The 15503-nt window shown below is 36.9% G+C and carries 14 protein-coding genes; 10 read left to right on the top strand and 4 right to left on the bottom strand.

Annotation, left to right across the window (positions count from 1 at the left end):
• Positions 1 to 54: 54 nt before the first annotated feature.
• The 3 genes from RRY75_RS10315 to RRY75_RS10305 all read right to left on the bottom strand — a co-directional run bounded on the left by RRY75_RS10315 (position 55) and on the right by RRY75_RS10305 (position 3406).
• The gene (locus tag RRY75_RS10315; RefSeq protein ID WP_332492916.1) at positions 55 to 1251 is read right to left on the bottom strand and encodes a THUMP domain-containing class I SAM-dependent RNA methyltransferase; all 1197 of its coding nucleotides are present in this window, start codon (positions 1249 to 1251) and stop codon (positions 55 to 57) included.
• A gap of 200 nt (positions 1252 to 1451) precedes the next feature.
• Positions 1452 to 2708 (bottom strand): diaminopimelate decarboxylase, encoded by a 1257-nt coding sequence (gene lysA / locus RRY75_RS10310; protein ID WP_332492918.1) that lies wholly within the window; start codon positions 2706 to 2708, stop codon positions 1452 to 1454.
• An 11-nt stretch (positions 2709 to 2719) separates the two neighbouring features.
• Positions 2720 to 3406: a TrmB family transcriptional regulator gene (locus tag RRY75_RS10305; protein WP_332492920.1), complete on the bottom strand. Its 687-nt coding sequence runs from the start codon at positions 3404 to 3406 to the stop codon at positions 2720 to 2722.
• Positions 3407 to 3686: 280 nt separating this feature from the next.
• Between RRY75_RS10305 and RRY75_RS10300 the strand changes: the two genes are divergently transcribed.
• From RRY75_RS10300 to RRY75_RS10285, 4 genes are all read left to right on the top strand, one after another.
• Complete coding sequence (locus tag RRY75_RS10300; protein WP_332527572.1) at positions 3687 to 4760, top strand: glycoside hydrolase family protein; 1074 nt, start codon at positions 3687 to 3689, stop codon at positions 4758 to 4760.
• 69 nt (positions 4761 to 4829) lie between these two features.
• Positions 4830 to 4988, top strand: coding sequence for a hypothetical protein (locus tag RRY75_RS10295; protein WP_332716612.1), 159 nt, complete (start codon positions 4830 to 4832; stop codon positions 4986 to 4988).
• A complete protein-coding gene (locus RRY75_RS10290) occupies positions 4985 to 5338 on the top strand; it encodes a hypothetical protein (RefSeq protein ID WP_332716609.1) in 354 nt (117 codons plus the stop codon). Before RRY75_RS10295 ends, RRY75_RS10290 begins: the two co-directional genes overlap by 4 nt.
• Before the next feature lie 282 nt (positions 5339 to 5620).
• Positions 5621 to 6943, top strand: coding sequence for a replication-associated recombination protein A (locus RRY75_RS10285; protein WP_332492928.1), 1323 nt, complete (start codon positions 5621 to 5623; stop codon positions 6941 to 6943).
• Positions 6944 to 6946: 3 nt separating this feature from the next.
• Here the strand turns inward: RRY75_RS10285 and spoVB are convergent, their stop codons facing one another.
• On the bottom strand, positions 6947 to 8470 hold the full coding sequence (spoVB, locus tag RRY75_RS10280) for a stage V sporulation protein B (RefSeq protein ID WP_332492929.1): 1524 nt from the start codon (positions 8468 to 8470) through the stop codon (positions 6947 to 6949).
• A gap of 148 nt (positions 8471 to 8618) precedes the next feature.
• Here spoVB and RRY75_RS10275 point away from each other — a divergent pair, with 148 nt between their 5' ends.
• The 6 genes from RRY75_RS10275 to RRY75_RS10250 all read left to right on the top strand — a co-directional run bounded on the left by RRY75_RS10275 (position 8619) and on the right by RRY75_RS10250 (position 15348).
• Positions 8619 to 9419, top strand: a complete 801-nt coding sequence (locus RRY75_RS10275; RefSeq protein WP_332492931.1) for a GTP pyrophosphokinase — start codon at positions 8619 to 8621, stop codon at positions 9417 to 9419.
• 12 nt (positions 9420 to 9431) lie between these two features.
• Positions 9432 to 10334, top strand: coding sequence for a homoserine O-acetyltransferase MetA (gene metA, locus RRY75_RS10270; protein WP_332527569.1), 903 nt, complete (start codon positions 9432 to 9434; stop codon positions 10332 to 10334).
• 536 nt (positions 10335 to 10870) lie between these two features.
• A complete protein-coding gene (locus tag RRY75_RS10265; RefSeq protein WP_332527568.1) occupies positions 10871 to 11725 on the top strand; it encodes an AAA family ATPase in 855 nt (284 codons plus the stop codon).
• A gap of 148 nt (positions 11726 to 11873) precedes the next feature.
• Entirely contained in the window at positions 11874 to 12197 is a 324-nt protein-coding gene (locus tag RRY75_RS10260; protein ID WP_332492937.1) for a hypothetical protein, read from the top strand.
• A gap of 297 nt (positions 12198 to 12494) precedes the next feature.
• On the top strand, positions 12495 to 12887 hold the full coding sequence (locus tag RRY75_RS10255; protein ID WP_332716604.1) for a hypothetical protein: 393 nt from the start codon (positions 12495 to 12497) through the stop codon (positions 12885 to 12887).
• Positions 12888 to 13038: 151 nt separating this feature from the next.
• Positions 13039 to 15348, top strand: a complete 2310-nt coding sequence (locus RRY75_RS10250) for a type IA DNA topoisomerase (protein ID WP_332492941.1) — start codon at positions 13039 to 13041, stop codon at positions 15346 to 15348.
• The last annotated feature ends 155 nt before the right edge of the window (positions 15349 to 15503 follow it).

Here is a 15503-nt window from a genome sequence, read left to right as displayed (position 1 = left end):
TAGAGAAATAGCAAAAGGCCTGTTACATGGAGTAACAGGCCTTTAATGAGTGTATTATTCTTCAATCGGTTGATTCACTGTAACAGGTTCAACAACTTTAAAGTTTTCGCCACCTTTTGGTGGGCGTGGCCCAAAGTATTGATAGAATTTAACAGGAATACGTCCATTAAAGAGTTTACGGTTCTTATTAGCACGTTTGCCAAAGTCTTTTTCAAAGTCAGGTGCGGATGTTACAGAGTAGAATGACCAAGTTTCATTGGAATCCATAAGAGCACGTAAGTCCTTATGAAGACGAGGAAGTTCTTGGCTTGTACTAATACGTTCTCCATAAGGAGGGTTGCAAATCACAACACCATAGTCTCCATGAGGAAGAGAAGTCTTGTGAATAGGTTTTGCAAAGAATTGGATACATTCCCCTACCCCAGCAGCTTCTGCATTCTCACGGGCCGATAAGATGGCACTACGGTTGATGTCAGAAGCATAGATGATCGGATTACCTTTTTGGTCCATTTGATCCCTTGCATCTTGACGAAGTTCTTGCCACATTTTACGAGATAATTGAGGCCAAGCACAAGAAGCAAAGGAACGGTTAAGGCCTGGAGCAATGTTCTTAGCCATCATAGCAGCTTCAATGGCAAAAGTACCACTACCACAACATGGATCATAAAGAATACGACCTTTTTGCCAGTAACTAATTTGAAGTAAAGCAGCAGCAAGGGTTTCTTTGATTGGTGCTTCTACATTACTTACACGATAGCCACGTTTATGAAGTCCTTCGCTACCGGTTGTATCGATAGTGAGGGTAGCAATATCTTTAAGTAGAGAAACTTGTACAGTATAGCTTGGACCACTTTCTTCAAACCATTCAATACCATACACTTTTTGCAAACGTGTAACAATTGCTTTTTTTACAATAGATTGACAGTCTGAAATACTAAAAAGTGCTGACTTAACAGACTTCCCATTGACAGTAAATTTAGCATCTGGTGTAATCCAATTTTCCCAAGGGATAGCTACAGTCTCATTAAAGAGTGTTTCGAAGGTGAGAGCCTTAAATTCTCCCATTTTAAGAAGTACACGGTCTGCACTGCGAAGCCAGAGGTTAGACAAGACAATAGCTTCTAGGTCACCAACATAAGTGATTTTACCATCTGCAACTTCATTTATTTCATAGCCGAGTTCTTCTACTTCGTGTCGCACTACAGATTCAACGCCGAAAGTAGAAGTGGCAATAAGTTCAAAAGTTTTCATAGAAATCTCCTTTAATATACTTAATCATGTGTATTGTACTATAAGTTGGAAGAAATGTATAGGAGCGTTGAATTAGGATACTGGAGTATAAAAAATATTTGTAAAATAGGTCAAAAATAGTATATTGTTAGAATAAAGATAAAAGCCCCTAAAAGGTGGTCAGAAAAATGTGACCTTTTCGGGGCTTTTGCTAATCAATTTTATATAAGCATTGGTCGAAGTAAATCTTCTAGAGTTTCACGTTTGCGAATAAGTCGTACAGTACTATTTTCTGTAATAAGAATTTCTGCAGTACGAGGGCGCTGGTTATAAGAAGAAGACATAGAGAAACCATATGCCCCTGCATCTAATACACCAATTAAATCTCCTACTAAAGGAGTAGGAAGTAGGCGATCTTTGGCTAAGATATCACCACTTTCACAGATGTTTCCGACTACAGTAAAAGGTTGAAGTGTGCTTTGACTTGTTGTATGAGTGCTATAGAGTTCTAAGTCATGGTAGGAATCATACATAATTGGACGTTGAAGCACATTAAATCCTACATCTGTACCTAAATAGTGTACACCACCATTTTCTTTAAGACTTGTTACAGAGCCTGCGATAAGGCCACATTCACATGGAATGTAACGACCAGGTTCTATTTGGAACTGAATTTTTTTGCCGTAAGTTTCTGCAAAATTATGAAGGACTGCATCTAACTTTTGACCTAAAGCGCTCATGTTAAGACGTGCCTCACCATCTTGTTTGTGATAAGGAATACCAAAGCCGCCACCAAGGTCAATAAATTCTAAATCTTTGAAGTGGTTAGCAATTTCTAAGATGGAAGTTGTACTTTGAATATATGGGTCGTAGTCCATAAATAATGACCCGATATGCTGATTAATTCCGACAAGTGTCAAATCATATTCTTTTAAAAGATCTTTAACAGTCTGGATATCTTCAGGATTTACCCCGAATTTAGTTTTCTTCCCAGCAGTTACAACTTTCTCATGATGGCCAGCACCAATCCCTGGATTGAAGCGAATCGCTACTTTTCCACCCGGGTTAAGTGTCCCGTAAAGTTCAAGTTGAGACAGTGAGTCAAGGCTCATCAAAATACCGTGGTCAATAGCATAGCGCATATCTTCAGAGGTTACATTGTTGGGAATGAAGAAAAGTTCTTCTGGTTGGAAACCACTTTTAAGAGCTAAGTAGATTTCACCTGGGCTCATAACATCTGCATGAAGACCTTCTTCTCTAATGATTTTAAGTAAGTGAATATTGGTATTCGCTTTGACTGAGTAGTGAGGGATAAAGTTTTCGTAAGTTACTAAGTTCTTAATTTCCTTACAGCGCGTGCGTAAAATTTCTTCATTATAAATGTAGAGTGGGGAACCATATTCTTGAACGAGGTCAAAAATATTATTGCCTCCAAAAAAATTAGTTTGATTTGTAAAGTTTCCATGTAAAGTGTGCATAGCAATCCTCCCTAATGATTCGTAAGGCGAATCATTTCTAATTCTGTAATTAAAGATTCTCGCATAAGTCGTACGAGAGATTGATTGGTTGTAAAAAGGCATTGTGAGGATTCCTGTGATAGATCTCCAGTAATGACACAGTGTGTGTCCATAATCATATGAAATCCAAGGATAGGCTTGGCTTTTGTATGAATAAGTGCCTCTCCTATTATTAGATGTGAATCACAAATAATGGTGACTCGTTTGCTTGTACTAATCTCACTTAGGACAGCCTGAAATTGTTCTAAGATGTCAGACGTTGTCAAAATATAAAGATGAGACTTGCAATCTAAAATAGTATTTGTAATTTTATCTACTACATTTTGGTAGCCTTTAATTGTAATATAAGGATCTGAAAGGAGTAAGCTCTCAGGATAGAGCGTCTCTAATGTCTCATAGACTTTGGAAAAGTCTTTTTGAGCAGATCGAAGTAAGTCTTCCTTTGGAAGTGCAATATATTTATTAGGTTCTTCGTCTAAAAGATAGCATTTGCCTTTCTCTTGTAAACTGTAAAGACCAGCATAAACATTAGAGCGAGAAATGCCACACAGCTTTGCTACCTCATAGCCTGTTAAGGCACCATTTTTGCAAAGAGTTGTATAAAGTGTTGCTTCAATAGGGGTTAGACCTAATTTGGTTAGTGCTTCTTCAAAATGCATGATTATCACCTTAGTAGTTTTATTTAGAACTACTGTAAGATAAAAGTTTAGAAAAGTCAACTCTATTTATAAATTGCATGTGCAATAGATGATAATCTAAATGTAAAAATAAATAATTTAAATGTAAACAAAAATATAAAATAGACATATAAAAAACATAAAATACTAAAAATAATTAATTAAATAGAGTAAGTGATATAAAATAGAAGAGTAACTAAGAATGATAGATACTTTTTATGTTATGAAGGAAATAAACAATAGGTGAAAGGGGAAAAGCAAATTGAAAGATAAGCATATACTTAGTGGAGAAGAATTAGTAGATTGTATGTTGCCTGCGCCATTAGAAGGGGGCTTCCGTATGGAAGGTTACTGGGTGTGGTGCGGCAGCGTTGTAAAAGGTGAGGATGGTAAGTATCATATGTTTGCATCTAGATGGAGTAAAGACTTACCTATGCATCCAGGGTGGTTAGTAGGATCAGAAATTGTCAGAGCGGTTTCTGACACACCAGAGGGTCCCTATACATTTGAAGAAGTTGTATTAGATAGAAGAGGGGCACAGTACTGGGATGGCAGAGCAACTCATAATCCTGTTATTACTAAGTATAAAGATAAATATCTGCTTTACTATGTAGGCACGACACATCCAATATGTGAGAAATTCTCAAAAGAACAGCTCAGACTAGGAGGAGACTTACATGTTCTGGCTTGTTCTAATCAAAGAATAGGTCTAGCTATAGCTGATAGTGTATATGGACCATGGGAGCGATTTGACGCACCTATTTTAACAACAAGACCGAGATGCTTTGATAGTTTTATGGTGAATAACCCAGCACCAGTTGTAAAGCCTGATGGGTCAGTGATACTCATGTATAAATCTATGGGTTATACAAAAGATATGACGAATGCACTCCTTTTTGACTTGATGAAAATGAGTGTTGCAACGGCACCTTATTACACAGGGCCTTACCAAGCAATTTCAGAAAAAGCTTTTTATGATCCGAAAGAATTCTATTTAGAAGACCCTTTTATTTGGCAGAATGAAGAGGGGCAGTTTTCAATGATTGCTAAAGATATGAATGGCAATACATGTGGAGAACCTAGAGGAGGTGTTTTTGCTACTTCAGAAGATGGCTTGGAGTGGATTTTACATAAGAATAAGCTAGAGTACTCAAGAAATATACTTTGGAGTGATGGGATAGTGCGACAAATGGGGAACTTGGAACGTCCATTTATTTTATTTGAGGAGGGGCAAGCGACACATATGTTTTTTGCAACATCAGATGGGATAGAAGGGCTATCTGATTGCAAAAATACTTGGAATATGGTGATTCCACTTAAGTCGAAGATGAAATAGGATCTAAATTTTGAGGAAGTAATCACTTTGTTTTGACTAGAATAGGATAAACAAAAGGAGGAAATTCAGATGAAGTTTACGGGAGAAATACAGGAACTGCACTTAGCAATTGAGGGCGTAAGAAAAACGATTACGTTGCCGGAAGAAACAGTAGAAGTTAAGCATTTAGCAGAAGATGCACCCTATGAACTACGAGTCATTCGGGGGGGGGGGACAAAATTGCATTGAATATAAAGCAGTCATACTTTTTGCTAGGGATAGGCATTGCTGTTTTAGCGGGTACAGGAGGAGGCATACTAAATGTAGGCTTCATTTACTCAGACCCAATTGTAGGAGTAGCGGTGCAAGATGGTGTAAGTCTAAGCAGTGCCAGTTTGCTAGGATGGATTGTTGTACTTATAGGGGGTATTATCCCACAATTAATGTATACAGCCTATTTAATGCTTAAAAATAAAACCTATAAAGACTATAGCCAAGCAGGTTTAAAAGATTATGGAAAGTTGGCTTTAACTGCGCTTATATGGTTTTGTGCATTAGCCTTTTATGCCAAAGCAACAGTGATATTAGGTGACTTTTGAACAGTTGTAGGGTGGGTTGCATTTAGTGCAATTACACTTGTAGTAAGTGATTTCTTAGCTATTAAGATTGGGGAATGGAATAATTGTGAAACTTACAAAAAAAATGCTTATAAAAGAGAACTTTATTTTAGTCATTGCATTTATATTAGTAGGAATCTCAAATGCTTTAAACTAATTTATAAAATTTTAATAAGTAGATTTAAACGCCTTGATGACTTATTTAAGTCAACAAGGCGTTTTGCTTATGTTATAATAGAGTCTTAATGAATTGAGGTGAATAAAATGGATTTGTTCGATTATATTAATGAAAATAAAAAAAATATAGATTCTCCCCTTGCGTCTAGAATGCGACCTAAAAAGTTAGAAGAGATCGTGGGGCAAGAACATATATTAAAGTCAGATAAGTTATTGTACCGTGCAATTAAGGCTGATAAGCTCCAATCCCTTATTTTTTATGGACCACCAGGAACAGGTAAGACTACCATTGCAAAAGTGATTGCTAATACGACCAAAGCGAAATTTGTTATTTTAAATGCCACCACGAGTGGGAAGGCAGACATTACAGATGCAGTAAAAGGTGCAAAAGACCATCAAGCAATGACGGGGCGTAAGACCATAATCTTTGTCGATGAGATACATCGTTTTAATAAGGCTCAGCAAGATGCGTTGTTGCCTTATGCAGAGGATGGAACGATTATTTTGATCGGAGCTACGACAGAGAATCCCTACTTTGAAGTCAATCGCGCACTGATTTCTAGGTCTTTAATTTTTGAACTTAGACCATTAGATGAGGAAGCCATTAAAAAGATTATAGTAGAGGCATTAAGTAGTAAGGAACGAGGACTTGGCGTGTACAAGTGTGTGATAGCAGATGAGGCACTTGAGTTTATAGCCCTTAGAAGTGGTGGAGATGCAAGAAGTGCATTAAATGCAATTGAACTTGCTGTTATGACTACTGAAAGAAGTGAAGATGGACTGATCCATATTGATACGGCAGTTATGGAAGAGTGTATGCAAAAGCGTATGCTCAACTATGACAAAAAAGGGGACAACCATTACGATGTAATTTCCGCTTTTATTAAAAGTATGCGAGGAAGTGATAAGGATGCAACCCTTCATTACTTAGCACGTATGATAGAAGCGGGAGAAGACCCTAAATTTATAGCTAGACGTATTACTATCTGTGCAAGCGAAGATGTAGGCAATGCAGACCCTATGGCACTTGTTGTAGCAACCAATGCCATGCTTGCTGTAGAGCGTATTGGGATGCCAGAAGGTCGTATTATTATGGCACAAGCCGCAGTCTATGTGGCATGTGCACCAAAAAGTAATGCCAGCTACTTAGGCATTGATGCAGCACTTAATGATGTGCGTCATAGAGATATAGGCACAGTGCCACTCCATTTGAAGGATAGCCATTATAGTGGGGCCAAAGATTTGGGTCGAGGTATAGATTATCTTTATCCTCATAATTATCCACATCACTATGTAGAACAAGCCTATATGCCAGAAGCGTTAGAAGGTACTATTTATTGTGAACTTACAACGCAAGGTTATGAACGCAAACAAAAAGAGGCACTCGCAAAGCACAAGTGCCAAGAATAGAGTCTAAAGAAATTGTTTAATATCATCTTTAGTAATAGATTTGAAGAGAAATAGGAAAACTATGTAGAAAAGTGCTAAACTACACACACCAATAGCAGTAGAAATGCGTAGACTGAAAAGGGACATTAAATAATGGGTAAACACATATTTAAGGATTAGTCCACCAGCTACAGCAGCTAAAGTAGGTTTAATAAACCAGCCTATAATATCTACTGAAAGGTTGATATGTTTAAGGGCATGCCATAAGTGGTAACAGCTCACTAGTGTGGATTGAATGAGTAGGGCAACAACAAATCCGACAATACCCAGATGAGGGACAAGAATAAGAATAAGGATAATACAGACAACAGAAGCAATACTATTACCTTTAAAGGTGAGGCGTTGGAGTCCTAGTCCGTTTAACATGCCTGTTAAGATATCTCTTAAGTAGAGGAATGGACAGATAATGGCTAAGTATCTTAAAAGATCACCCACTTCTTTTCTACCATAACAAGACATGGCAATTTCATTTCCAAGAGTTAAGAAAAGTACACAAGCACCAATACCAATGACTGCGGAGTATTGAATAGATTTACTCACAGTCTTGTGAAGGACTCTCATATTTTTCTTAGCTACCGCTTCAGAAATGGCAGGGACAAGGGCAGTAGAAATAGCCATTGTAACCATGGAAGGGAAGAATAGCAGTGGTAGGGCCATGCCACTGAACATACCATACATGCCTAGAGCATCACTGCTATTCATCCCATACTTTTGAAGCTGAATAGGAATAAGAATATTCTCTATAGAGCTTAAGGCAGAGGTGAGGAAGCGATTGGCTGTAATAGGAATAGAAATAGTGATTAAGGTGCCTATTACGCTGTTGTAGGGTAAAGTAGGCTTACTAAGAGGTAATTTGCGTTTTTTAAGCTGAAGCATGATAAAGGTAAAAAGTGCTGAACAAAATTCCCCAGCACATAGACCTAATGCACCTAGTGCACAAGCATACTCAATGCCTTTAGGAATATAGAGTCCAGCAAAGAAGAAGATAATAGCCATACGAGCCACTTGCTCTACAACTTGGGCAAGGCCAGATACAGCCATTTCTTGTCGTCCTTGGAAGTAACCACGAATACAACAGGCTATAGCCATAAAAGGTACACAGACAAATAGATACCTAAGGGCTAGGGCAGTTCTTGGTTCGTGAATATAGGAAGTAGCTATCCAAGGGGCTGAAACAAATATAAAGCCAGACATAAGTGTGGCAATACTTACAGAAATCATAAGTGCTGCCTTTAAGGTGCGAATACCATCGGCATGTCGACCGTGGGCGGTATGTTCAGCTACCTTTTTGGAAACAGCAAGAGAAATGCCAGCGGAAGATGTTGCCCAAATCAACATATAGATGGGGAAGATAAGTTGATAGAGACCAACCCCCTCTGCTCCCATTAGGTTGGACATATAAATTCTAAAAATAAATCCAAGGACTTTCGTTGCGAGACTTGTGAGTGTTAATATAATTGTGCCGGTAATGAGTGCTTTTTTGCCCATAAAGTTCCTCCTTATCAAAATACATAACTAGTACAATTTATGAGACAAGTTGGGAAAATATGAGCACTGGAATTTTAAGTTGAGCAAGTTACCTAAAATAAGGTATAATAAAAAGGACTAGTTTAGGCAAAAGGATGGTGAACAATAGGTGGAAATTAATAACTGGAAGAAGATTTTAACACCCTATACACAAGCTGTAGAAGAACTTAAAATTAAGTTTAAGGGGATACGCAATGAATACATCAACCTTGATGAATATTCACCAATAGAATTTGTTACAGGACGTGTTAAAAAAATATCAAGTATACTAGAAAAAGCTAAAAAGAAAAATATTCCTCTTGATCAGGTGGAAGAAAAAATGGAAGATATAGCTGGTATTCGTATTATGTGCCAGTTTGTTGAAGATATTTATAAAGTAAGAGAAATCATCCGTGCACGCCATGGAAAAGATATGTTTGTAGTAGAAGAAAGAGATTATATTAGTAATTTAAAGCCAAGTGGCTATCGTAGTTATCATATGATTATAAAATATCCAGTGCAAACGGCACAAGGAGAAAAGCTCATATTTGCAGAGATACAAATTCGTACCCTTGCCATGAACTTCTGGGCAACTATCGAACACTCTCTGAGGTACAAATATAAGCAAAATATGCCAGAAGCTATACAAGAGCGACTTAATAAAGCAGCTGAAGCAGCCCATAAGTTAGATCAAGAAATGGCAGAAATACGTGAAGAAGTACTTAAAGCCCAAGAAGGATTCCAGGCAGAATCAAGTGTGGTTGCAGACATCTTTGGAAATGTGCAGGCACTTGCAAAAACCAATGAACAAAATAACATGAATGAAGTCTATGAAATGTTTTGGAGTCTATGGGAAGAAGGAAATGTGGATAAACTCAATAAATTCAATAAAGAATTAGAAGAAAAAATCCGACAAGCGTATCAACGATAGGGAGGAAGTACATTGCCAATTAGGGTACCAAATCTATTACCAGCAGCAGAAATTTTGCAAAGAGAGAATATCTTCATTATGGATGAAGAAAGAGCAATCAAACAAGATATTAGGGAACTGAAAATTGCTATATTAAACTTAATGCCTGTGAAACAAGATACAGAAGTACAACTTTTAAGGCTCTTAGGTAATACACCTCTTCAAATTGATATTACTTTGTTAAGACCTGCTTCTCATGAGTCCAAAAATACTTCAAGTGAGTATCTCAATACTTTTTATAAAACTTTTGATGAAATTAGTGAAGAGAAATTTGATGGGATGATTATTACAGGTGCTCCGGTAGAGCAAATGCCATTTGAAGAAGTTACATACTGGCAAGAGTTAACTGACATTATGGAATGGACAAAAAATCATGTGACATCCACTTTCCATATCTGCTGGGGAGCACAAGCAGGGCTGTATTATCACTATGGAATTAAGAAGTTCGAGTTGCAAGAGAAACGCTTTGGTGTATTTAACCATAAATTGGTAGGACAAGCACCACTACTTTATGGCTTTGACGATACTGTTTATATTCCACACTCAAGACATACAGAAGTATGTAGAGAAGATGTAAAAGCATGTGAAGGTGTATATGTTTTGTTAGACTCTAAGGAAGCAGGCGTAGCCCTAGCCATTTCATCAGATGGTAAGCAAATCTTTGCTACAGGACATGCAGAGTATGACCCATGGACGCTCGGGAATGAGTATAAGCGAGATTTGGAGCGTGACTTACCTATCCAAATGCCACATCATTATTTTATTGACAATGATATGGATAAAGGACCAGATGTAAGATGGCGGTCTCATGCGTATATTCTTTTCTCCAACTGGCTGAATTATTATGTCTATCAGGTGACTCCATATGTGCTGTAAAAGGTAAGCTGGAGGTATTATGAGCTTATATAGTGTTAGAGAAGTTAGGCCAAATGATATTACTAAAATTGTTGAAATCTATAATTCAAATATTAAATTTATAACTAATCATTTAGGAATCATAGGCGTTAATTTAAGCCTAAGTTTTTCCAAAATAAGCGAGTCCTTCGAAGTAACTTTCTATACGTGAAAAGATAGTTTGTCTTTTACGCTTTTCATGTAAAGCTGAGGTGCTTATTCTTTCAAGCGACCTACCCAGCTCTAAGTAAGTATGTATTGTAATATGTTTTACTGTATAAAATTGATAAAGTTTTATGAACATACGAATGTGTGGAAGAAAGATAATAGCTTGATATTAAAAGAAAGTTGTAGGGAAGGTGCTTACATCAGTAAGCATTTGTGCGTCGATGTACTAAAAATACTTATATCTGATAAAGCAAAACAACAGTCCATTGAACTTGAGGACACAACTATCCTATTAAATTTCCCAAAAGGTGAGTTCATATAAAACTATATTTTAAAGTGCAGGTGATGCTATGATTTATTTAGAAACATTTAATTTTCCAGATGGAGACGAGGAATTTGACTTTATTCTTTCTATAAAACGCAAGTGTTATGACTCGTTTTATCCTTTTAAAATTTTATCTAAAAATAGATTTGAGCGTATAGATTTTGAGCATATCACTATCTTATATGGAGGGAATGGGTCAGGTAAGTCAACTGCATTAAATGTTATTGGTGAAAAGCTACAGCTTATAAGAGAGTCAATTTATAATAAGTCCAACTTCTATCAAGACTATGTAGATTTATGTAGAATGGAGCTTGTAGAAACAATTCCAGAACATAGTAGGATTATCACAAGTGATGATGTTTTTGACTATATGTTGAATATCCGAACAGTGAATGAAGGGGTAGATTATAAGCGGGAAGCATTATTTGAGGAGTATTTGGATGCCAAGTATGCTAATCTCCGCCTGCGTTCTATGGCTGATTATGACCAGTTTAAGAAGATGAATGAGTCGCGTAGTAAGACACAGTCTAAATATGTGCGTCATAACCTAATGAACAATATTAGAGAGTACTCAAACGGTGAAAGCGCTTTTATGTATTTTACAGAAAAGATAGAGGAAAATGGGCTCTATATTCTGGATGAACCAGAAAATAGTCTATCACCTAGGAGACAGTTGGAGTTAGTCAAATATATTGAAGAGTCTAGTAGATATTTTGGATGTCAATTTATTATTTCTACCCATGCCCCATTCCTTTTAGCTATGAAAGGGGCAAAAATCTATAACTTAGATGAATACCCAGTGAGTATAGGAAGTTGGACAGAACTAGAGAATGTACGTGCTTATTACGATTTTTTTAAGTCTCATGAAAAAGAGTTTTGAAGTATATAAAATAAGTAGGTAGAAGTTGAAGGTAGTTGAATAATTTATGTGAAATTCGTTAAACATAAACGAATATAGAGTTGTTATATGATTTGAAAATTGTTATAATGATGTATAAGAGTAATTTACTGTGTTAGGAGATGAAACAGTGAATAAACGTAAATTTAAAAAGAAAGCCAAGGAGGTCAGAAAACTCATGTGTTGTGGAAAAAGAAAAGAGAAATCAAATAAAGGTTTATGGTTTGGGATTATATTGGCTGTAGTTGCAGGTTTAGTAGGACTTGTATTATGGTTGAAATCAAGAAACGACGAGTATATTGAAGAGTACTATGAGTATTTCGATGACGATTTAGAAGACGAATTCGAAGATGACCTTTATGGCGAAGATGATGATGTAGAATATGTTGCAATCAAAGATTTTGCAGCAGATGTAGAAGAACCTGCTGTAGAAGGAAATGAAGAAGACAAATAAATGATAAATATTTATGAAGTGTCCTAATAACAAAAGTTATTAGGACCTTTTTTGCATTTACGCCATTACAATCTTCAGAGCAAGGGGAGAGGGAAAACGTACATTTTCTAAGTGCATACATATAATGTAGGGAAAGCATTGGAAATTTTATGAGCGTGTAAAGTATAAAAGGGAATGGGTAAGTGTGAAGGAGGCACACAACATGTATAATGTGATGACAGTAGTTGGAACAAGCCGGAGCTTATTAAACTGAGTAAGGTTATACAAGAGTTAGATCAATATACAAAGCAGGTTTTTGTGCATACAGGTCAGAACTATGAGCATGAGCATATTCGTCTTATTCTCAAGACGCTTAAGCGAATCGTGGAATTGGCTCGAGCAGTAGAAGAGGCTATAGATAAAGAGGTTACAGGACTTTATCATTTGACGAATAACCAAAAAATAAACAAGTTTGAATTGTTAAAGCTGTTCCGAAAATATTTTAACCTCAGTTATATAAATTCAGTAGAAGACATAGTTGCACAGTATGACAAAAGTATTAAAAGTGCAAGAATAGGGTGGGACTTTCAAGTGAAATCCTATGCGAAAATGGTGAATGCAATGTGTAAATGGATGCTAGAACACCCTGAGTTATATACTCAATATAAGCTAGCTAGAGCGCTATATAAATGCTTGAATCCGTTATTTTGAGGGATTTACTTCATAGAAAGAAAAAAGAAAAGGGCTTTAATATGTTTTGAAATGGAAAAGTAAGACAATACTAAGGAAGAATTTTATAATATAAAACGATAAGGGATATGCTATAATACTTAAGATAAAAAGAAATGGGAGGGTAATCTAAGTGAAGAGAGTAATCATTGCAGAAAAGCCATCTGTCGCTAAGAATATTGCAGATGCCCTGCACATTAAAGGACGAAAAGATGGGTATTTTGAAGGGGAAGACTATCTCATTACATGGGCTTTTGGACATCTTGTAGAACTCTATGATGCTAAAGACTATGATGAGAAGATGCAAATTTGGCGCATGGAAAACTTCCCTTTTATACCCGAACAATTTAAATATAAGATTAAGATGGAACAAGGGAAGAAAAAGGTAGATTCAGGTGCCAAGAAGCAGCTTAAGTGCATCAAAGACCTTATTAATAGAGACGATGTAGACGGCGTTATTTCAGCTTGTGACTACGACCGGGAGGGACAGGTCATAGGGGACTGCATTATGAATTTCCTTAAGGTCAAAAAGCCAAGGTATCGTATTCTCTTAAATGAGTGGACAGAAGATGAAGTAAAAAAAGGAATAGAGAAGATTGTTCCTAATGCTACAATGCAATCCTTACAAGATGCGGGGATTAGTCGTCAGCATGCAGACTGGTTAATTGGTATTAATCTCACCTCTGTAGCCACATTAAAATATAAGTCTGGAAAGGGAGAGCTCTTTAATATCGGGCGTGTACTCCTTCCTACTTTGAAAATGATTTATGACAGAGATATGGAAATCCTAAACTTCAACTCAGAGCCTTACTTTAAACTTACAGGAACCTTCAAAGCAGGAGATGAAAGCTATGAAGGGACTTACACAGTCGAGAAGAAGGACAAGTTTGAAAAAGAAGCAGATCTCATTGCAGCAAAGGCTACTATGGGACAAAAAGGTACGCTCATCCAAAAAGATGTAGTGGAGAAGAATGAGTATCCACCAGCACTTTTTAACCTTTCAGCATTGCAAGGACATATCACCAGTAAATATAATGGATTCAGTTCAGATAAAGTATTAAAAGTGGCTCAAAGCTTGTATGAAAAAAAATATATTACTTATCCAAGAACAGCGAGTAGTGTTTTAGACGAGAGTTTAATAGATAAGGTGCAAAAGGTACTAATGGCACAAAAAAAAGGGACACCTTATGAAGCGGAGATTAAGTTCCATAGAAGTCCACGTGTATTTAATAGTAAGAAGGTAGAAAGCCATAGTGCCATTATCCCTACTTATATGGTGCCAACAGGACTAGGCGGAGAGGAAAAGCTAGTATATGATGCCATTCGTAACCGTTTCTTAATGCAATTTATGCCCATCTCTATTGTAGAAGAGACTGTATTTACAACTCAAGTAGGGGATGTAGAGGGAGTCTTTATTTCTAGAGGGAAGATTCAAAAGGTACTGGGATGGAAGAAGATAGAAAAAGAGAACTCTAAAGATGTCATCTTACCAGACCTTGCAGAAGGTACTTTAGTCGATGTAGAAAAAGCAGAAGTTACAAGCCATGCCACAACACCACCTAAACCCTACACTGAAAAGACATTACTTAGAGCTATGGAGACTTGTGGCAAACAGTTTAAAGGCAATAAGAATGGTGGGGATAAAGGCGACTCAGAAGAAGAGAGTGATGAGCAAGAAGAGACGCTAGAAGTAAGTGAAGGGGGAGACGATAGTGACTTAATGGATGCCATCTTAAGTGGATTTAGTATTGGTACACCAGCTACGCGTGCAGAAACCATTAAGAAGCTTTGTTATACTAACTATACAGTGATGCAAAAGAAAAATATTCGTTGTACAGAAAAAGGGAAAAAACTTATCGAGACGCTACCTGTTAAAGGTCTTATGGACTTAGAGTATACAGGGAAACTTGAAAAAACCTTATCAGACATCGAAAAGGGCACTGTTAAAAAAGAAACCTTTATGAACCATATCATTCGTTTTGTGGTCAATGGTGTAGATACGATTAGAACACAAAAGGCAGCACCAATTCAGTACAACAAGGAGGCCTTTACACCGACAACTGTAGCAAGTAAGAAGACGGCTGAAAGCAAAGGCAGTAGAAGTACCACAAGCAAGGCTACTACTGCACCTAAGGCAGTAGAGGAAAAAGAAATCCTTGGAAAATGTCCACTTTGTGGAAGTGATGTGATAGAAGGTACAAAAGGATATGGCTGTATGGGTTATAAAGCAGGATGTCGTTTTGTAATCTGGAAAGAAGATGTAGCACTTGCGTACTATGGCAAGAAACCGACCAAAACACTCGCTAAACAAATTCTTAAGAAGGGTGAAGGTGCCCTCAAAGGACTTAAGACTAAAAATGGTACAAAATTTGATGCCATTGTAAGTTATACCTTTAACAATGAGACAGGTACAGGCAAGTGGGATTTTAGAAGACCTGAGTAAATAGAGGATATGAAGGTAGCTACTTAGAAGGTAGTCATAATAGAAGTGGGCACAGTGAAATAGACAAAATGAAAGGTATAAGCAGTACCCTATGAGGGGATCAACTTATGCCTTTTTTGTCTTAAATAATAGAAATTTTGAGAATATAATAGAGA

The sequence above is a fragment of the Niameybacter sp. genome (assembly GCF_036655075.1).
Taxonomy (GTDB): domain Bacteria; phylum Bacillota; class Clostridia; order Lachnospirales; family Cellulosilyticaceae; genus Holtiella.
Note: the sequence above shows the minus strand (reverse complement) of the source record. Positions and strands in the feature narration are given on the sequence as shown.

Bases quoted from the DNA above. Each gene is read 5' to 3' on its own strand.
- RRY75_RS10315 (WP_332492916.1), bottom strand. From the start codon at position 1,251: ATGAAAACTTTTGAACTTATTGCCACTTCTACTTTCGGCGTTGAATCT.
- RRY75_RS10295 (WP_332716612.1), top strand. From the start codon at position 4,830: ATGAAGTTTACGGGAGAAATACAGGAACTGCACTTAGCAATTGAGGGC.
- RRY75_RS10305 (WP_332492920.1), bottom strand. From the start codon at position 3,406: ATGCATTTTGAAGAAGCACTAACCAAATTAGGTCTAACCCCTATTGAA.
- RRY75_RS10265 (WP_332527568.1), top strand. From the start codon at position 10,871: ATGATTTATTTAGAAACATTTAATTTTCCAGATGGAGACGAGGAATTT.
- RRY75_RS10285 (WP_332492928.1), top strand. From the start codon at position 5,621: ATGGATTTGTTCGATTATATTAATGAAAATAAAAAAAATATAGATTCT.
- spoVB (WP_332492929.1), bottom strand. From the start codon at position 8,470: ATGGGCAAAAAAGCACTCATTACCGGCACAATTATATTAACACTCACA.
- lysA (WP_332492918.1), bottom strand. From the start codon at position 2,708: ATGCACACTTTACATGGAAACTTTACAAATCAAACTAATTTTTTTGGA.